Here is a 15,482-nt window from a genome sequence, read left to right on the forward strand (position 1 = left end):
TAGGAAAGCCGTGATGAGATTTAAAGCTGCCCTGTTTCACTTCATCGTCATTTTCGCCGCCGCCTTTTCCGCCTCGGCGGCCATGGCGCAGGAGCGGACATTGCAATTGGTTGGCCTGGGCGACAGTCTCATGGCGGGTTACCAGTTACCCCCCACCGATGGCTATACGGCACAGCTTGAAGCTGCATTAAAGGCCAAGGGCATCAATGTTACCGTCACCAATGCCGGTGTGTCCGGCGATACGTCCTCAGGCGGTCTGGCTCGGGCGGAGTGGTCGGTTCCCGATGGCACGGACGGGGTCATTCTGGAACTCGGCGCCAATGATGCGTTGCGCGGTATTGCGCCGGAACAGACGGAAAAGAACCTCGACGCCATCATTTCCAGCTTTCAGAAACGCAACATAGCGGTGCTGCTAGTCGGCATTATGGCACCGCCGAACATGGGTGACGATTACGCCAAGCGCTTCAACCCGATCTATCCGAAGCTAGCAGAAAAATACAACCTGCCGCTTTATCCGTTTTTTCTGGATGGCGTGGTGACGGATGATAAGTTGAAGCTGGAGGACAAGATGCATCCCAATGCGCAGGGTGTGGCGATGATGGTGGAGAAATCTTTGCCGGCTGTTGAAAGCTTCATCAAGACAATCGGTGCGCAAAAAAAATAAGCACTTGCGCCCGCCTGCATTGCATGATTCGCTATGCTTGTTCTGCCAAGAGATTCGGGGAGCTCGCCATGCCGAGACTGTTTATCGCCCTCGAAATTCCGCGCAATGCGGCTATGAGCCTGTCATTGTTGCGCGGTGGTCTGCCGGGAGCCCGGTGGATCGATGTGGAGAATTATCACATAACCCTGCGTTTTATCGGCGATATCGACGGGAGAACCGCCGATGAGGTCGTTGACAGGCTGGACCGGATCGACAGGCCGGAATTCCAGCTCAGTCTCAACGGGATGGGTTCCTTCGGCTCCAAGAAACCGCATTCGATCTGGGCGGGGGTTTCCCCCTCGCCGGAAATGAATGCGCTTCAGTCGGAGGTCGAAAGAATCTGTCAGAGGATCGGCCTGCCGCCGGATCCGCGCAAGTTCATGCCGCATGTGACGCTGGCGCGGTTGCGCTCTTCACGGCTGGACGATGTGGTGCAGTATCTTTCCGGGCGCGGCAATTTCCGCACATCCGCCTTCACGGTCGGTCGTTTCGTGCTGATGTCGTCCAAGGAATCGGTGGGTGGCGGACCCTACATCGTGGAAGAGGTTTTCCCGCTTCACGAAGCGCGGTCCAGCGCCATCTTCTCGAGCAACGAGCTGCATCCTGCAAAAAGCATGTTGTAGACGGCCAGAAATCCGTCGTCGCCACCGAAGTAGGGATCGGGCACGTTTTCGTGGCGTCCCGAAGCGTAGTCCAGGAACAGGTGGATTTTGTGCTTCCGGTTTTCGGGCGCCTTTCGGAGCAGTTTCGCGAGATTTCCTCCGTCCATGGCAAGGATGAGATCGAAGGTTTCGAAATCGGCCTGGCTGACCTGCCGTGCACGCTGCAGGGAAATATCGATGCCATGCTTGCGGGCGATTGCGATGGATCTGCGATCCGGGGCGGTACCGGTGTGCCAACCGCCGGTGCCGGCGGAATCGACAGTGAGTTGGCGAGATACGCCTTCGGTTTCGGCAAGGTTTGTCAAAATGCCTTCGGCAAGCGGTGAGCGGCAGATATTGCCCATGCAGACAAAAAGAACGGCTGTATGTTTCATTGAATATGCGTCGATCCGGTCGTTGAGGCGTTAATGTTTGTCCGAAACAGCGGATCGCATGTCAAGCGGAGGCAAGATGCATGAAATATCCCAGACTTGAACCGGAAGCCGTCCGGCAGGCGCTTTTAAAACTCGAAGGCTGGTCCTTGCGCGAGGACGGGGCGGCAATCGTCCGGTCGTTCAAATTTGCGAGTTTTGCGGAGGCTTTTGGTTTCATGGCCGAGTCCGCACTCGTGGCAGAAAAGCTCAATCATCATCCAGAATGGTCCAACGTCTATTCGCGCGTCAGGGTCTGCCTCACCACCCACGATTCGCAGGGCGTTACCGAGCGGGATTTTCTGCTCGCGGAGGCCATGCAGAAGGCGGCAATGGGCCGTGGGAATTGAACGGCGGGCTTTAACTCCCATATAATAACCGTGACCGGAGGACCGTCGATCATGGATGATGTGAAAATCGGTGAAATTCTTTTGCCCGGGGAAACGGGCAGCCAGGGCGAACGCGAACGCGTCGTGCGCGCCAAATTCTGGCCGAAGCTGAAGCGTGTGATGACCAAGGTGCCCTTCGCGCGCGATGCGGCAGCAGCCTATTATTGCGCGATCGACCGGGATACTCCGCTGCGTGCCAAGGGCATTATTCTGGCCGCGCTTGCCTATTTCATCATGCCGTTTGATGCCATACCGGACATGCTGGCGGTCGTTGGTTTTACCGACGACATCGCGGTCATTACGGCCGCGCTTGCGATGATCCGCGCCCACATCAAGATGGAGCACTACGATGCAGCGGATGCCATGCTGAAACGGCAGCAGGAGGCCGAATAACACGTCTGTGATGACGAGGCTCCTCGGAGCCGGGCAGGTGACAAATTGTTGCCTGAATTTGTGTGTCATAGACATGACGGGGAGGGCGTGCCACGCCTTTCTTCTCAGGGTGCGGGCGTAGCCGATCTGTAACACTTCAAGACGTTTTCGGCATTTTATACGTGTTGTTGACGGTTTGGTAACCGCTTCCTGACCACAATGAGAAAAGACGATCCGCACCTGAACGTGGCCGATCCATAAACATGGAGCCCGCCGCTGCTTCGGGCCAATGGAAGACAATAACCCGGCAGGAAATTCTATGTTTGTAAGAAGTGTAGCAACCGCAGTGGCCATTTTGCTGACCAGCGTCGGCGTAGCATCTGCACAGTCGCCCACGCGCATCCAGCAGTTCAATGCATGGGGCGCCTATTCGTACAAATCGGGCAACAGCACCGTCTGCTACGTTCTTTCCATCCCCACTTCCAAGGAACCGGCGAGCGTCGATCACGGCGATATCTTCTTCATCGTGTCGCAGCGTCCGGGCCAGAATATTTCCTACGAGCCGCAGGCCATGGTGGGTTACCCGCTGAAGCAGGGCTCCAAGGTCAATGTCACGATCGACAACAAGAACTTCGTGATGTTTACCAAGGACAAGGCTGCCTGGGTTGAAAATGCTGCCGAAGAACCCGCTCTCGTGGCCGCGATGAAGGGCGGCAAGTCGATGACGGTGAAGGCGGTCTCCGGCCGCGGCACCGCGACTTCCTATTCCTATTCGCTTTCGGGCATTTCGGCTGCTTTCAAGCAGATCGAAAGCTGCAAGTAATCCTGACGCTTCGTCAGCTTTGTGATTGGCCGGTCATCGACCGGCCATTTGCGTTTTTGCTTGTTTGATGCTAAAGGCGCGGCAACATTGACAGGCGGATGCGCGAAAAGTGCTCCGCCTTTGATTTTCTCGACATGCAGACGATTTTCCGCCTTTCCTAAAGGCCGGTCGTGCGATGCATTGGATGATGGGATAGCGTGATGTCCGTATTGCATGCCCCTGCCGGTCTGGCAGTCAAAACTCCCCTGATCGCCAATAGCGATCTCATGTCCGGCAAGCCGTCGCTGATCGGCATGACGCGGGAGGAAATGGGCGAGGCGCTGGCCGAGATCGGCGTGCCGCAGAAGCAGGTGAAGATGCGTGTCAGCCAGTTGTGGAACTGGCTGTATGTGCGCGGCGTCTCGGATTTCGACAACATGACCAATGTTGCCAAGGAACTCAGGGAAAAGCTGAAAGCAGCCTTCACCATTGCCCGCCCGGAAATCGTCGAGGAGCAGATTTCCAACGACGGCACCCGCAAATGGCTGATGCGTTTTCCGCCGCGCGGTGCGGGACGTCCTGTCGAGATCGAGACGGTCTATATTCCCGAAGAAGGACGCGGCACGCTTTGCATTTCGAGCCAGGTGGGCTGTTCGCTGACGTGTTCCTTCTGTCACACCGGCACGCAGCGTCTGGTGCGGAACCTGACGGCCGAAGAAATTCTCTCCCAGCTTCTGCTCGCCCGCGACCGGCTCGGCGATTTTCCTGACGGTTCGACGCCGGTCGGCGCCTACGTGCCGAGTGAAGGCCGCAAGGTCTCCAACATCGTGATGATGGGCATGGGCGAACCGCTCTACAATTTCGAACATGTGAAGACCGCACTTCTGATCGCCACCGATGGTGACGGCCTGTCGCTCTCCAAGCGTCGCGTGACCCTGTCCACCTCGGGCGTCGTGCCGGAAATCTTCCGCACGGGCGATGAGATCGGCGTCATGCTGGCGATTTCACTGCATGCGGTGCGCGACGATCTGCGCGACATGCTGGTGCCGATCAACAAGAAATACCCGCTGAAGGAGCTGATCGAGGCTTGCCGCAATTATCCGGGTGTCTCCAACGCCCGCCGCATCACCTTCGAATATGTGATGCTGAAGGATGTGAACGACAGTCTGGAAGACGCCAAGATGCTGGTGCAGCTTCTGAGGGGCGTTCCAGCCAAGATCAATCTCATTCCGTTCAATCCGTGGCCAGGCACGAATTACCAGTGCTCCGAATGGGCGCAGATCGAGAAGTTCGCGGATTTCATCAATCAGGCGGGTTACGCTTCGCCGATCCGTACGCCGCGCGGCCGCGATATTCTCGCTGCCTGCGGCCAGCTGAAATCGGAATCCGAGCGCATGCGCAAAACCGAAAGGCTGGCTTTCGAGGCGATGATGATTGCCAACCACGGTGCAGACGACTGAATCGACGCCAATCGCGGCAGAAAGCTTGGTTCGTTACGGTTCTTTGATTGATTTCGGGCGGTCTTGTTTCTAATAAGACGGCAATAAGAAACCAACTGGAGGATACCTATGCGTGCATTCATTCTGGCGCTCGCGGCCGCGAGCGCCCTCGTTCTGCCAGCCAAGGCTGAAAACGTCACCGTTGCCGTCACCGCCATTGTCGAACATCCGGCGCTTGACGCCGCACGTGACGGCGTCAAGGCAGCGCTTGCCGAAGCCGGTTACAAGGAAGGCGAGAACCTCAAGTTCCTCTACGAGTCCGCGCAGGGTAATCCAGGCACCGCAGCGCAGATTGCGCGTCAGTTCGTGGGCGAAGCCCCCAATGTCATCGTGCCGATCTCCACACCGTCCGCCCAGGCTGTCGTTGCAGCGACGCGCGACATTCCGGTTGTCTTCACGGCTGTTTCCGATCCGGTTGGCGCACAGCTCGTTAAGGACATGCAAAAGCCCGGCCGCAACGTGACCGGACTTTCCGACATGCTGCCGGTTGCTGAGCATCTGGCGCTGATCAAGGAAATTTCGCCCAACGCCAAGTCCATCGGCTTTATCTACAACTCCGCCGAGGCCAACTCCGTCTCGACGCTTGCAGCGCTGAAGGCTGAGGCCGAAAAGGCCGGCCTGAAGGTCGTTGAATCTGTCGCCACAAAATCCGCCGAAGTGCAGGGCGCGACGCGCGCACTGGTCGGCAAGGCCGACGTGATCTACGTGCCGACCGACAATACCATCGTTTCCGCTTTCGAGGCGGCAGCTGGCGTTGCGAGTGAGGCGAAAATTCCGCTTTATGCCGCCGATACGGATTCCGTTGCGCGCGGTGCGGTTGCGGCTCTCGGCTTCAATTATTTCGACGTTGGCAAGCAGACCGGCGCTGTCGTTGTTCGCATTCTTAAGGGTGAGAAGCCCGGCGACATTCCGGCAACCGTTGCCGTCGGCACCGATCTGGTGATCAACAAGAAGGCTGCTGAAAAAGCTGGCGTCACCTTCCCCGAAAGCGTGACGAAGCGCGCCACCAAGGTCATCGACTAAACCGGACTTCGGGCGGCGGTCACTCGCCGCCCGCTTTGCGCGGCACGCAACGGTGCCCGTATCCGCCGACGCGGCGGCAATAACAAGGACATTACCGTGAGCCAAATCGCTTTCTGGGGTGCCGTGGAACTGGGACTGGTCTTCGCCTTCGTGGCGATCGGCGTCTATCTCGCTTTCCGGGTACTTGATTTTCCTGATCTGACCGTTGACGGTTCCTTTCCGCTCGGCGCAGCCGTTGCGGCCGTGATGATCATCGCCGGCCTCAATGCGTGGGTCGCGACGGCGATTGCGATGGTTGCCGGCGCCGGTGCTGGCATCGTTACGGCCACGCTCAACGTTCGGTTCAAGATACTCAACCTGCTTGCGTCAATCCTGACGATGATCGCGCTATTTTCGGTGAACCTTCGGGTGATGGGAAAACCGAATGTGGCGCTGCTCAATCAGGATACGATGATCTCGCCGTTCTACGGTCTCGGTCTTTCCGAATATCTCGTGCGGCCACTCTTTATCGGCGTTCTGGTGTTGCTCGCTGTCATTCTCGTCTGGCGTTTCCTTGAGAGCGACGCGGGCCTTGCCATGCGGGCGACGGGCGCGAATGCGCGGATGGCGCGCGCCCAAGGGGTGAAGACAGGCAACCAGATCTATCTTGGCATGGCGCTTTCGAATGCACTGGTCGCGCTCGGCGGCGCGCTTTTTGCGCAGACCAATGGCTTTGCCGATGTGACTGCCGGTGTCGGCACCATCGTCGTCGGGCTTGCGGCCGTCATCATCGGCGAAACGCTGTTCGGCTCGCGGGGCATTCTGATTGCGCTCATCGGCTGTGTTTTCGGCTCCATCGCCTACCGCCTTGCCATCCAGCTCGCTTTGTCGAGCGATGTGCTGGGTCTCAAGGCCTCCGATCTCAATTTCGTTACGGCGGTATTGGTAGCCATTGCATTGATCCTGCCTCGACTGCGCCGCGGGGGAGCAACATCGTGATTTCCCTTTCCGACATTCAGGTCATCTTCGGGCGTGGCACACCGCTGCAAAAGCAGGCGCTGGCCAAGATCGATCTTACCATCGAGGATGGTTCCTTCGTTACCGTGATCGGCTCCAACGGTGCCGGCAAATCCACGCTTCTCGGCGTTCTCGCGGGCGATGTCCTGCCTACGGCCGGAAAGGTGATGGTTGGTGGCGCCGATGTCACACGCAAAACGACCGCCAGCCGGGCTGGGCGGGTGGCGCGCGTGTTTCAGGACCCATTGGCTGGCAGCTGTGGCGCGCTCACAATTGAGGAGAACCTTGCGCTTGCGGCGTCTCGCGGAGAGCGTCGCGGCTTGTTGCCGGCGCTTGGGCGCGGCAGGCGGGATTTCTTCCGGGAGCGTATCGCTTCGCTCAATCTCGGTTTGGAAAATCGTTTGAAGGACCGCATGGACCTGTTGTCCGGCGGGCAAAGGCAGGCGGTCTCGCTTGTCATGGCAACGCTTTCCGGTTCGGACGTGTTGCTGCTTGACGAACATACGGCAGCACTCGATCCCGGCATGGCGGAGTTCGTGATGGAGCTGACCCGCAAGGTGGTTTCCGAGCGCAAGCTGACGACACTGATGGTTACCCATTCCATGCGTCAGGCGCTGGACTATGGCGACCGCACGATCATGCTGCACGCCGGTGAAATCGTGCTCGATGTGTCCGGCGAAAGCCGCAAGGGTCTTCAGGTCGAAGATCTTATCGACATGTTCCGCAAGATACGCGGCCAGACGCTTGATGACGATGAGCTATTGATCGGCTGATGAGTTATCCGAAAGGCGCCTGCGGGCGCCTTTTTTATTTGTGCGTCATCGCGTCTGGGTGAGGAAAATCTTGACGGCGAAAAGCGAAAATACACCGGCGATCGTATAATCCAGCCCGCGCAGAACCTTCTTGTTGCGCTGGAGCCAGGCCGACAGCACATCGGCGGCAACGACGATGCCGATGCCGATCGGCAGCGCCACGATGATTGACCAGAGCCCAAGGAAAATAAGCTTGCCGGTGACATGCGGATCGGATGCGCTGACGAATTGCGGCAGGAAGGTCATGAAAAAGATGATGACCTTTGGATTGAGCAGATTGACCCAAATACCGTTCAGCAAGGCGGATTTCAGTGAGGATTGCTGTTTTTCGCCCGTGGTCTTGACCATCACGAAATCCGAGCCCTTGCGGATCGCCTGAATGGCGAGCCAGACAAGATAGGCGGCCCCGCCGGTCTTCAGGATGAGGAAGGCTGTCGGCGATGCGACGATGAGGGCCGCGACGCCGAAGGCAACCAGCATTGTATGCACGGTAATACCGAGATTGGTGCCCACAAGGGTCATGAAACCCGCTGCCCGGCCCTCGCGTATTGACCGGCTGATCCATAGCGTCATGTCAGGCCCGGGCGTTACCGCCAGAAGCAGGATGGCGACGGTGAAGGCGGCAAGTGTTGGCAGGCTCGGAACGAAATCCATCGCGGCACCCGTAAAGCTGGAGACTGCCGTTGCTTAACGCGAATTCGCGTTTCTGCCAATGTTTTTGCGCGCCGGGACATTGGTACGAAAACCGGGGATGATCAAAAGTGGATAGCCGCCGCAACTTTCAAAGTGCGGCGGCGTCGGGCGATCAGTTTTTGAGGAAGCTGGTGAAGGCGGCGGAATATTCGGTGTGCCAGCGCGACAGTGGCGGACGATTTTGGACGATGTCTTGAGCGGCCCACAGAATGCGTTTCTCGTCCGTCGGGCGATCCACTTCGCCATCCGGGCAGAGAATGTAGAAATCGCCCCTGGCGATGCTCTCGATCATGAAATCAACGGTCTGCTCGCCGGTCCAGGCTCCTGCTGGTTTTTCCGTCCTGCCATTTGCCGTGAGGCCGGTGAAGACGAAACCGGGGATCAGGAGATGGGCGGAAACCGCGCTGTTCGGAATATTGCGCAGCTCGTGCTGTAGCGCTTCCGTGAAGGCTTTGACGCCGGCCTTCGAGACATTATAGGCCGGATCGCCCGGCGGGGTGGTGATGCCCTGTTTCGAACCGGTATTGATGATGAGCGCGGCCTCGCCATGGGCGACCATGCCCTGCCCAAACACCCGGCTGCCGTTCACGACACCCATCAGGTTGACGTTGATGACTTTTTCCCAGTTGGCCTGAGCGCCGAAGATGGCGCTGCCCGGCTGGATGCCGGCATTGTTCATCAACACATGAACCCGCCCGAAACGCTGGATGACAGCGCGTTCCAGCGCCTCAAGCTCATCGAGTTTCGACACGTCGGTCGGTATTGCGACGATCTGTGCTTCGCCGTCCTTTGCGATGGTCAGAATATCAGCATGCGCTGCGGCAAGCCTGTCACCGTCGAGATCGACGAGGACGACGCTCATGCCGAAACCGGCAAATTTCCGGGCCGCGGCAAGTCCGATACCGGAGGCCGCGCCGGTGATGACGGCGACATTATCTTCCTTGAATGCGGGGTGGATGGTCGTCATAGGTTTTCCTTTCGCGTCGTTTTGTGCTGTTTCCAGCCGTTTGCAACGTTGCCTGAACCCTGAGTGGCTTCATTCACGGTCTTCAAGTTGATCGCGCCGCTTCATGTTAAAGCGCGAAATCGCATAATGCATGTGACAATTCGTTCGTTCCAGTCATGACGCGCTGTTGCGGGGATCTGACCTTTCGCAAATGCCTATTGCCCTTTCGTCCTATTCGTTGTTTTGTCGGGCATCTTTTCCGAAAATCGCTTCACAGTTTTCGGGTTGCACTGTAAAAGTGCCGAAATCCCAAGGAAATGGCGGTACCCCGATGCCGTCATCATGCAGATGGACATCATAATGGCACTCCCGAAAGACGTTAAGAAAGTCGTTCTCGCCTATTCCGGCGGCCTCGACACCTCGATCATCCTGAAGTGGCTTCAGACGGAACTCGGCGCTGAGGTCGTGACCTTTACCGCCGATCTCGGCCAGGGCGAAGAGCTTGAGCCGGCGCGCAAGAAGGCCGAGTTGCTGGGCATCAAGGAAATCTTCGTCGAGGACGTCCGCGAAGAGTTCGTGCGTGATTTCGTTTTTCCGATGTTCCGTGCCAACGCCGTTTATGAAGGTGTCTATCTGCTCGGTACCTCCATCGCCCGCCCGCTGATTTCCAAGCACCTGATCGAGATCGCCAAGAAGACCGGTGCCGATGCCATTGCGCATGGCGCCACCGGCAAGGGCAACGACCAGGTCCGTTTCGAGCTTTCGGCCTATGCGCTGAACCCGGATATCAAGATCATCGCCCCTTGGCGCGACTGGACTTTCAAGAGCCGGACCGACCTTCTGGAATTTGCCGAAAAGAACCAGATTCCCGTGGCCAAGGACAAGAAGGGCGAAGCGCCTTTCTCCGTCGACGCCAACCTGCTGCACTCCTCGTCCGAGGGCAAGGTTCTGGAAGACCCGGCTAAGGAAGCTCCGGAATATGTGCACATGCGCACCATTTCCCCGGAAGCGGCGCCTGACAAGGCAACCGTTATCAAGGTCGGTTTCCGCAAGGGTGATGCCTGCTCCATCAACGGTGTGGAAATGTCGCCTGCCACGCTTCTGGCGACGCTCAACAATTATGGTCGCGAAAACGGCATCGGCCGTCTCGATCTGGTCGAGAACCGCTTCGTCGGCATGAAGTCGCGTGGCGTCTACGAAACGCCCGGCGGCACCATCCTGCTGGCTGCGCATCGCGCGATCGAATCCATCACGCTCGACCGGGGTGCCGCGCATCTGAAGGACGATCTGATGCCGCGTTACGCCGAACTCATCTATTACGGCTTCTGGTTCTCGCCCGAGCGCGAGATGCTGCAGGCCCTGATCGACAAGAGCCAGGAGCATGTGGAAGGTGAAGTGACGCTGAAGCTCTACAAGGGCAATGTCATGGTGACCGGCCGCGAGAGCGCGAAGTCGCTCTATTCCGACGCGCTGGTGACGTTCGAGGACGACCACGGTGCTTATGACCAGAAGGACGCAGCTGGCTTCATCAAGCTTAATGCCCTGCGCCTTCGCACCCTTGCGAAGCGTAATCTCGGCAAGTAATTCTGCTGAAGCATGAATTGGAAAAACCCGCAGGTGGCAACGCCTGCGGGTTTTTTCATGTCTCTCTTCTGGAAACGGCGCGAAAGCCGATGTAGCTGGCAACGGCCACGAATTCCATAACCGGAATGATGATGCCGAAGCTGGTCAGCGGGGAACCAATGAGCGAGGCCATTGCCCCACCCGCAAAACCAGATCCCATCTGGATGAAACCCATCATGGCCGATGCCGAGCCGGCGATATGCGGGAAGGGGGCAAGGGCCGCCGTGACCATCGAAGGCGTCAACAGCGCGATCCCGACCGTCGCCACTGCGACGGGCCCCATGATGGAGAGGAAGGATGGCGGCACGAGGAAAACCGACAGCATGATGAGAAGACCGCCCGTGCCGGAAAAACAAAGGCCAAGCACGACGGAACGCCGGTCGCCCAGTCTTGGCGCAATGTAACGCAACGCAATCGAACCGAAGAAATAGGCGCCTGTTTGCATCAGCATGCCGACACCGAAGGCCGTGGGGGACATGCCGACTTCGTTGATAAGGATGAAGGTCAGCATGGTGGCTTGCGCATAAAGTGCGCCGATGGAGCCGCCGAGCACGAGGGCGGCCAGAAGAAAACGCGGCTGCTTTAGCAATGTGGCATAGGCAGACAGAAGGTGTCGGGGTCGGATCCTGGTTTTGTCAGGCACCGTCGTTTCACGCAGAAAAAGCACCACCGAAAGGATGGCGATAGCTCCGAGACCGGCCATGAGGAAAAACACCGATTGCCAGCCAAAAGCCGCAAGCGACAGACCACCGATCGTCGGCCCCATCGCAGGGCCGATCGCCAGCATGATGCCGATGAGGTTCATGATGCTGGAGGCTTCCGGGCCGGTGAACTGATCGCGCACCACGGCGCGCGCAACAGTCATGCCAACGGAAGCGCCGATGCCCTGAACGAGGCGCGCGAACAGCAGCACTTCGATGGTTGGGGCCAAGAGGGCGAGCACACCACCGCCCAGAAAGATCGACAGGAAGACGAGGCTCGCCTTGCGCCGCCCGAAGGCGTCGGATGCCGGCCCGGCAAGCAATTGGGCTAAGGCAAAACCGGCAAAATAGAGCGAGAGGCTGAGTTTTATGGCAGATTCGGTGGTTGCGAAAACCCGTGTCAGTTCCGGCATGGCCGGCGTGTAAATCGACATGGAAATGGGCGCCAGCGCTGTCAGCAATGCTCCGAGCAAAGCCGTGCGTTTTCTGGACATGATCGTTTTCGACATTGCGATCAGCCGTTCTGGCCCTGCTGTTCCGGTTGCAGATTGTTGCGAAGTGTCTGCAGGAAGCTACGGAAAAGCGCGACTTCCTCTTCGTTCAGTCCCTGTGTGGCCTGAAGAACGAGCTGGTCGATTTCATGACCGACAGCTTCCAGCATGTCGGCGGATGTTTTCGTCAGGACGATACGTTTGGAACGCCTGTCCTGCGGGTCCTGCTGGCGTTCTATCAGATTGAGTGACTGCAACTTGTCGAGATAGGCGCAGATCGTCATGGGTTCGATGCCGAGACGGGCGGCGATGTCAGCCTGTTTGCTGCCATCGATAACCGCAACTGTCAGCAATGCTCTTGCTTCGCCGGGGGTAAGGCCCAGTCCGGCTTCCGAGATACGGCGCTCAAATGCACTGTTCAGCAGGCGTGCGCCGCTGTTCAGCAAAAATGCCAATGAATCTTTTTCGCGTGTGCCCATGCTTCGCCTTTTGGTAAGTCAGCCTTACTAAGTTTCGGACGATAAGCAATGGCGCATAAATCATATTATCGAAAATTGCGTAAAGTATTCGTCAGTTTGATTGCGGGACGTCCAACAACATTGCCTGTCATCGTCACGTCGAAGCAAAAAAAGACAATACACCCTGCATTTTTTCCACTTCATCCGTCGTGCCAATGGAACGGGCAATCTCGATCCGGTCAGAAAAATACGTCACAAAGTCGAAATCCGTGTCGTCGGTCACGTCGGCAATGTCAATCACCTCGCCATTGGCATTCAGCGTCTGTGCCGGAAGTTCGGACGAAAGCTCAAGCCAGGTATCGTGGCTGATTTTTCCGGTATCGTAATATTCCTCCGCGATTTCCCGCAATTGCCGGGGGCTGACGCGGGTGAAATCGATTCGGTCTATCGTTTCTTCAAAGCCGGTGGCCGCGTCGGATGGGGCTGCCTTGCCGAAATCGGGGCTTCCCACGGGTCTGCTGTTTTTGGAATTGTCCCTGAAAAGGAAACTATTGGCAGACCTTAAAGAATAAATCTCCATAATACATATCTCCATCATGGGATATTATTACGATAAATCAAAACATGCCGTCGACATGCCAGTCAATACTTGGCGGTGTTGACGATCATGTCTTCCACACCAAATTCCGGCATATTGAATTGGCGGTGGAGGCATGCCCATATGGGCGTAAACCGGAATTGTACAAGGAAGATGAAATGCCATCCACGACCGCGCCCTATCCCGCACTCGTTACCTGGAACGGTCAGAACGGTCTGCCGAAATTCGATGCGGTCAAGGATGAGGATTTTGCTCCGGCCTTTGAAGCCGCCCTTTTGTCCCATGAACAGGAAATCGATGCGATTGCCGGCAATCCGCAGGCGCCGACCTTCGAAAACACCGTGACCGCGCTTGAAATCGCAGGCGACGAACTCTCGCGCATTTCGGCGCTGTTCTGGAACAAGGCGGGTGCCCACACCAACGGCGTCATTCAGGCACTGGAGCGGGAAATCGCGCCGAAAATGTCACGGCACTATTCCAAGATCGGCATGAACGAGTCGCTGTTCAGACGCATCGACACGCTATGGGAAACGCGCGATGCGCTTTCCCTGACCGGCGAGGAAAAACGCGTTCTCGAACGGCACTGGAAGGGTTTCGTGCGCTCCGGCGCAAAGTTGCAGAAGGACCGTCAGGAGCGTCTGGCGGCCATCAATGAAGAGCTTGCCGGTCTCGGCGCCAAATTCGGGCAGAATGTTCTGGCGGATGAAAAGAGCTGGAAACTTCTGCTTTCTACCGACGACGAGCTTTCCGGCATTCCCGGTTTTCTGCGTGATGCCATGGCGGGTGCCGCGCGCGAACATGGCGAAGACGGCAAATTTGCCGTTACCCTTTCCCGCTCCATCATCGAGCCATTCCTGACCTTCTCCGAACGCCGCGACTTGCGCGAGCAAGCCTTCAAGGCCTGGGTGGCTCGCGGCGAAAATGGTGGCGATACCGACAACCGCGCGACCGTCCGCCGTACGCTGGAACTGCGTGAGGAAAAGGCACAGCTTCTCGGCTACAAGAATTTTGCTGCCTACAAGCTGGACGACACGATGGCAAAAACGCCGGATGCCGTGAACGGTCTTCTGGGCCAGGTCTGGGAAAAGGCCGTGCTGCGCGCAGGTGAGGAGGAGGCTGAACTTGCCGCCATCATCGCCGCGGAGGGCAAGAACCACGAGGTGATGCCCTGGGACTGGCGCCATTACGCCGAAAAGCTGCGGGCACAGAAATTCAGCTTCTCCGAGACCGAATTGAAGCCGTATCTGCAATTGGAAAAGATCATCGATGCGTGTTTCGATGTGGCCAACCGGCTCTTTGCAATTCGTGCCGTCGAGATCAAGGGTGTCTCCGCCTATCATCCCGATGTGCGGGTTTTTGAAATCCGCGACGACAAGGGCGACCTGAAGGCCATGTTCCTCGGCGATTATTTCGCCCGCCCGTCCAAGCGTTCCGGCGCGTGGATGAGTTCGTTCCAGTCGCAGCACAAGCTGCCTTTGAAGAACGGCACCGTCGGTGAAATGCCGATCATCTACAATGTCTGCAATTTTGCAAAACCGGCAGAGGGGAAGCCTGCGCTGCTTTCGCTCGATGATGCGCGCACGCTGTTTCACGAATTCGGCCACGCCCTGCACGGCATGTTATCTGATGTCACCTATCCTTCCGTTTCTGGAACGGGTGTGTCGCGCGATTTCGTCGAGTTGCCGTCGCAGCTTTACGAACACTGGCTGACCGTGCCGGAAATTCTGGAGAAATATGCCCTGCATTATGAAACCGGGGCACCGATGCCAAAGGCGCTGCTGGACAAGGTTCTGGCAGCACAGACCTTCAATGCCGGCTTCAGCACGGTGGAATTCACTTCTTCGGCTATCGTCGATATGGCGTTCCATACCCGTGACAGCGTCGGCGATCCCATGGTCGTGCAAGGTGAGGTGCTTTCCGCCCTGAACATGCCGAAGTCCATCGTCATGCGGCACGCGACGCCACATTTCCAGCATGTGTTTTCCGGTGATGGTTATTCGGCCGGTTATTACTCCTACATGTGGTCGGAGGTGCTGGACGCCGACGCGTTTTCTGCCTTCGAGGAAACCGGCAACGCCTTCGATGGTGAAATGGCGCGCAAGCTGAAAGAGAATATCTATTCAGTCGGTGGCTCGATCGATCCGGAGGAGGCGTATCTCGCTTTTCGCGGCAAGATGCCAAGTCCCGATGCCATGCTTTTGAAGCGCGGCCTCGTATAAAAGACTGTCATATTCTTGAGCTAGAACCTGAGCGCAGGGGGCATATGACAATGCCCCCCTTTCGCATTTGCAAAAAAAAGGTTAT

General features: G+C 57.6%; 17 protein-coding genes. 11 read left to right on the forward strand and 6 right to left on the reverse strand.

The genetic code is table 11. From position 1 onward, the window contains the following. Positions 1–13: 13 nt before the first annotated feature. Positions 14–664, forward strand: coding sequence for an arylesterase (locus F617_RS0116385; RefSeq protein WP_019566033.1), 651 nt, complete (start codon positions 14–16; stop codon positions 662–664). Positions 665–732: 68 nt separating this feature from the next. Beyond that, positions 733–1,326 carry an RNA 2',3'-cyclic phosphodiesterase gene (gene thpR, locus F617_RS0116390; RefSeq protein WP_026330901.1) on the forward strand — a complete coding sequence of 198 codons (594 nt, stop codon included), beginning with the start codon at positions 733–735 and terminating at the stop codon, positions 1,324–1,326. Here thpR and F617_RS27135 read toward each other — a convergent pair. Beyond that, positions 1,260–1,739, reverse strand: a complete 480-nt coding sequence (locus F617_RS27135; RefSeq protein ID WP_034502264.1) for a low molecular weight protein-tyrosine-phosphatase — start codon at positions 1,737–1,739, stop codon at positions 1,260–1,262. The genes thpR and F617_RS27135 overlap by 67 nt on opposite strands. Before the next feature lie 80 nt (positions 1,740–1,819). Between F617_RS27135 and F617_RS0116400 the strand changes: the two genes are divergently transcribed. The 7 genes from F617_RS0116400 to F617_RS0116430 all read left to right on the forward strand — a co-directional run bounded on the left by F617_RS0116400 (position 1,820) and on the right by F617_RS0116430 (position 7,629). Further along, positions 1,820–2,125, forward strand: coding sequence for a 4a-hydroxytetrahydrobiopterin dehydratase (locus F617_RS0116400; protein WP_003516658.1), 306 nt, complete (start codon positions 1,820–1,822; stop codon positions 2,123–2,125). A 51-nt stretch (positions 2,126–2,176) separates the two neighbouring features. Continuing rightward, a complete protein-coding gene (locus F617_RS0116405) occupies positions 2,177–2,557 on the forward strand; it encodes a YkvA family protein (RefSeq protein WP_003516660.1) in 381 nt (126 codons plus the stop codon). A 298-nt stretch (positions 2,558–2,855) separates the two neighbouring features. Next, positions 2,856–3,359 (forward strand): invasion associated locus B family protein, encoded by a 504-nt coding sequence (locus F617_RS0116410; RefSeq protein ID WP_003516662.1) that lies wholly within the window; start codon positions 2,856–2,858, stop codon positions 3,357–3,359. Between the two features lie 266 nt (positions 3,360–3,625). Continuing rightward, complete coding sequence (gene rlmN / locus F617_RS0116415; RefSeq protein ID WP_075807724.1) at positions 3,626–4,798, forward strand: 23S rRNA (adenine(2503)-C(2))-methyltransferase RlmN; 1,173 nt, start codon at positions 3,626–3,628, stop codon at positions 4,796–4,798. Between the two features lie 108 nt (positions 4,799–4,906). Further along, a complete protein-coding gene (locus F617_RS0116420) occupies positions 4,907–5,860 on the forward strand; it encodes an ABC transporter substrate-binding protein (protein ID WP_003516666.1) in 954 nt (317 codons plus the stop codon). A gap of 96 nt (positions 5,861–5,956) precedes the next feature. Next, positions 5,957–6,838: an ABC transporter permease gene (locus F617_RS0116425; RefSeq protein WP_003516669.1), complete on the forward strand. Its 882-nt coding sequence runs from the start codon at positions 5,957–5,959 to the stop codon at positions 6,836–6,838. Beyond that, positions 6,835–7,629, forward strand: a complete 795-nt coding sequence (locus F617_RS0116430) for an ABC transporter ATP-binding protein (protein ID WP_019566037.1) — start codon at positions 6,835–6,837, stop codon at positions 7,627–7,629. The genes F617_RS0116425 and F617_RS0116430 overlap by 4 nt, the downstream gene beginning before the upstream one ends. 45 nt (positions 7,630–7,674) lie before the next feature. Here the strand turns inward: F617_RS0116430 and F617_RS0116435 are convergent, their stop codons facing one another. Further along, positions 7,675–8,322: a LysE family translocator gene (locus F617_RS0116435; protein WP_003516674.1), complete on the reverse strand. Its 648-nt coding sequence runs from the start codon at positions 8,320–8,322 to the stop codon at positions 7,675–7,677. Between the two features lie 151 nt (positions 8,323–8,473). Continuing rightward, complete coding sequence (locus F617_RS0116440) at positions 8,474–9,328, reverse strand: SDR family NAD(P)-dependent oxidoreductase (protein ID WP_003516675.1); 855 nt, start codon at positions 9,326–9,328, stop codon at positions 8,474–8,476. Positions 9,329–9,667: 339 nt separating this feature from the next. Here F617_RS0116440 and F617_RS0116445 point away from each other — a divergent pair, with 339 nt between their 5' ends. Next, positions 9,668–10,891, forward strand: coding sequence for an argininosuccinate synthase (locus F617_RS0116445; protein WP_003516677.1), 1,224 nt, complete (start codon positions 9,668–9,670; stop codon positions 10,889–10,891). A 55-nt stretch (positions 10,892–10,946) separates the two neighbouring features. On the opposite strand, the gene F617_RS0116450 is transcribed toward F617_RS0116445, so the two are convergent. The 3 genes from F617_RS0116450 to F617_RS0116460 all read right to left on the reverse strand — a co-directional run bounded on the left by F617_RS0116450 (position 10,947) and on the right by F617_RS0116460 (position 13,091). Continuing rightward, the gene (locus tag F617_RS0116450; protein WP_026330902.1) at positions 10,947–12,125 is read right to left on the reverse strand and encodes a multidrug effflux MFS transporter; all 1,179 of its coding nucleotides are present in this window, start codon (positions 12,123–12,125) and stop codon (positions 10,947–10,949) included. 20 nt (positions 12,126–12,145) lie between these two features. Beyond that, entirely contained in the window at positions 12,146–12,601 is a 456-nt protein-coding gene (locus tag F617_RS0116455) for a MarR family winged helix-turn-helix transcriptional regulator (RefSeq protein WP_003516681.1), read from the reverse strand. A gap of 133 nt (positions 12,602–12,734) precedes the next feature. Further along, on the reverse strand, positions 12,735–13,091 hold the full coding sequence (locus F617_RS0116460) for a hypothetical protein (protein ID WP_245260811.1): 357 nt from the start codon (positions 13,089–13,091) through the stop codon (positions 12,735–12,737). A gap of 245 nt (positions 13,092–13,336) precedes the next feature. Here F617_RS0116460 and F617_RS0116465 point away from each other — a divergent pair, with 245 nt between their 5' ends. After that, the gene (locus F617_RS0116465; protein WP_003516683.1) at positions 13,337–15,397 is read left to right on the forward strand and encodes a M3 family metallopeptidase; all 2,061 of its coding nucleotides are present in this window, start codon (positions 13,337–13,339) and stop codon (positions 15,395–15,397) included. Positions 15,398–15,482 lie beyond the last annotated feature (85 nt).

The sequence above is a fragment of the Agrobacterium sp. 10MFCol1.1 genome (genome assembly GCF_000381165.1).
Classification (GTDB): Bacteria; Pseudomonadota; Alphaproteobacteria; order Rhizobiales; family Rhizobiaceae; genus Agrobacterium; species Agrobacterium tumefaciens.

Bases quoted from the DNA above. Each gene is read 5' to 3' on its own strand.
- F617_RS0116385 (WP_019566033.1), top strand. From the start codon at position 14: ATGAGATTTAAAGCTGCCCTGTTTCACTTCATCGTCATTTTCGCCGCC.
- thpR (WP_026330901.1), top strand. From the start codon at position 733: ATGCCGAGACTGTTTATCGCCCTCGAAATTCCGCGCAATGCGGCTATG.
- F617_RS27135 (WP_034502264.1), bottom strand. From the start codon at position 1,739: ATGAAACATACAGCCGTTCTTTTTGTCTGCATGGGCAATATCTGCCGC.
- F617_RS0116400 (WP_003516658.1), top strand. From the start codon at position 1,820: ATGAAATATCCCAGACTTGAACCGGAAGCCGTCCGGCAGGCGCTTTTA.
- F617_RS0116405 (WP_003516660.1), top strand. From the start codon at position 2,177: ATGGATGATGTGAAAATCGGTGAAATTCTTTTGCCCGGGGAAACGGGC.
- F617_RS0116410 (WP_003516662.1), top strand. From the start codon at position 2,856: ATGTTTGTAAGAAGTGTAGCAACCGCAGTGGCCATTTTGCTGACCAGC.
- rlmN (WP_075807724.1), top strand. From the start codon at position 3,626: ATGTCCGGCAAGCCGTCGCTGATCGGCATGACGCGGGAGGAAATGGGC.
- F617_RS0116420 (WP_003516666.1), top strand. From the start codon at position 4,907: ATGCGTGCATTCATTCTGGCGCTCGCGGCCGCGAGCGCCCTCGTTCTG.
- F617_RS0116435 (WP_003516674.1), bottom strand. From the start codon at position 8,322: ATGGATTTCGTTCCGAGCCTGCCAACACTTGCCGCCTTCACCGTCGCC.
- F617_RS0116440 (WP_003516675.1), bottom strand. From the start codon at position 9,328: ATGACGACCATCCACCCCGCATTCAAGGAAGATAATGTCGCCGTCATC.
- F617_RS0116445 (WP_003516677.1), top strand. From the start codon at position 9,668: ATGGCACTCCCGAAAGACGTTAAGAAAGTCGTTCTCGCCTATTCCGGC.
- F617_RS0116450 (WP_026330902.1), bottom strand. From the start codon at position 12,125: ATGTCCAGAAAACGCACGGCTTTGCTCGGAGCATTGCTGACAGCGCTG.
- F617_RS0116455 (WP_003516681.1), bottom strand. From the start codon at position 12,601: ATGGGCACACGCGAAAAAGATTCATTGGCATTTTTGCTGAACAGCGGC.
- F617_RS0116465 (WP_003516683.1), top strand. From the start codon at position 13,337: ATGCCATCCACGACCGCGCCCTATCCCGCACTCGTTACCTGGAACGGT.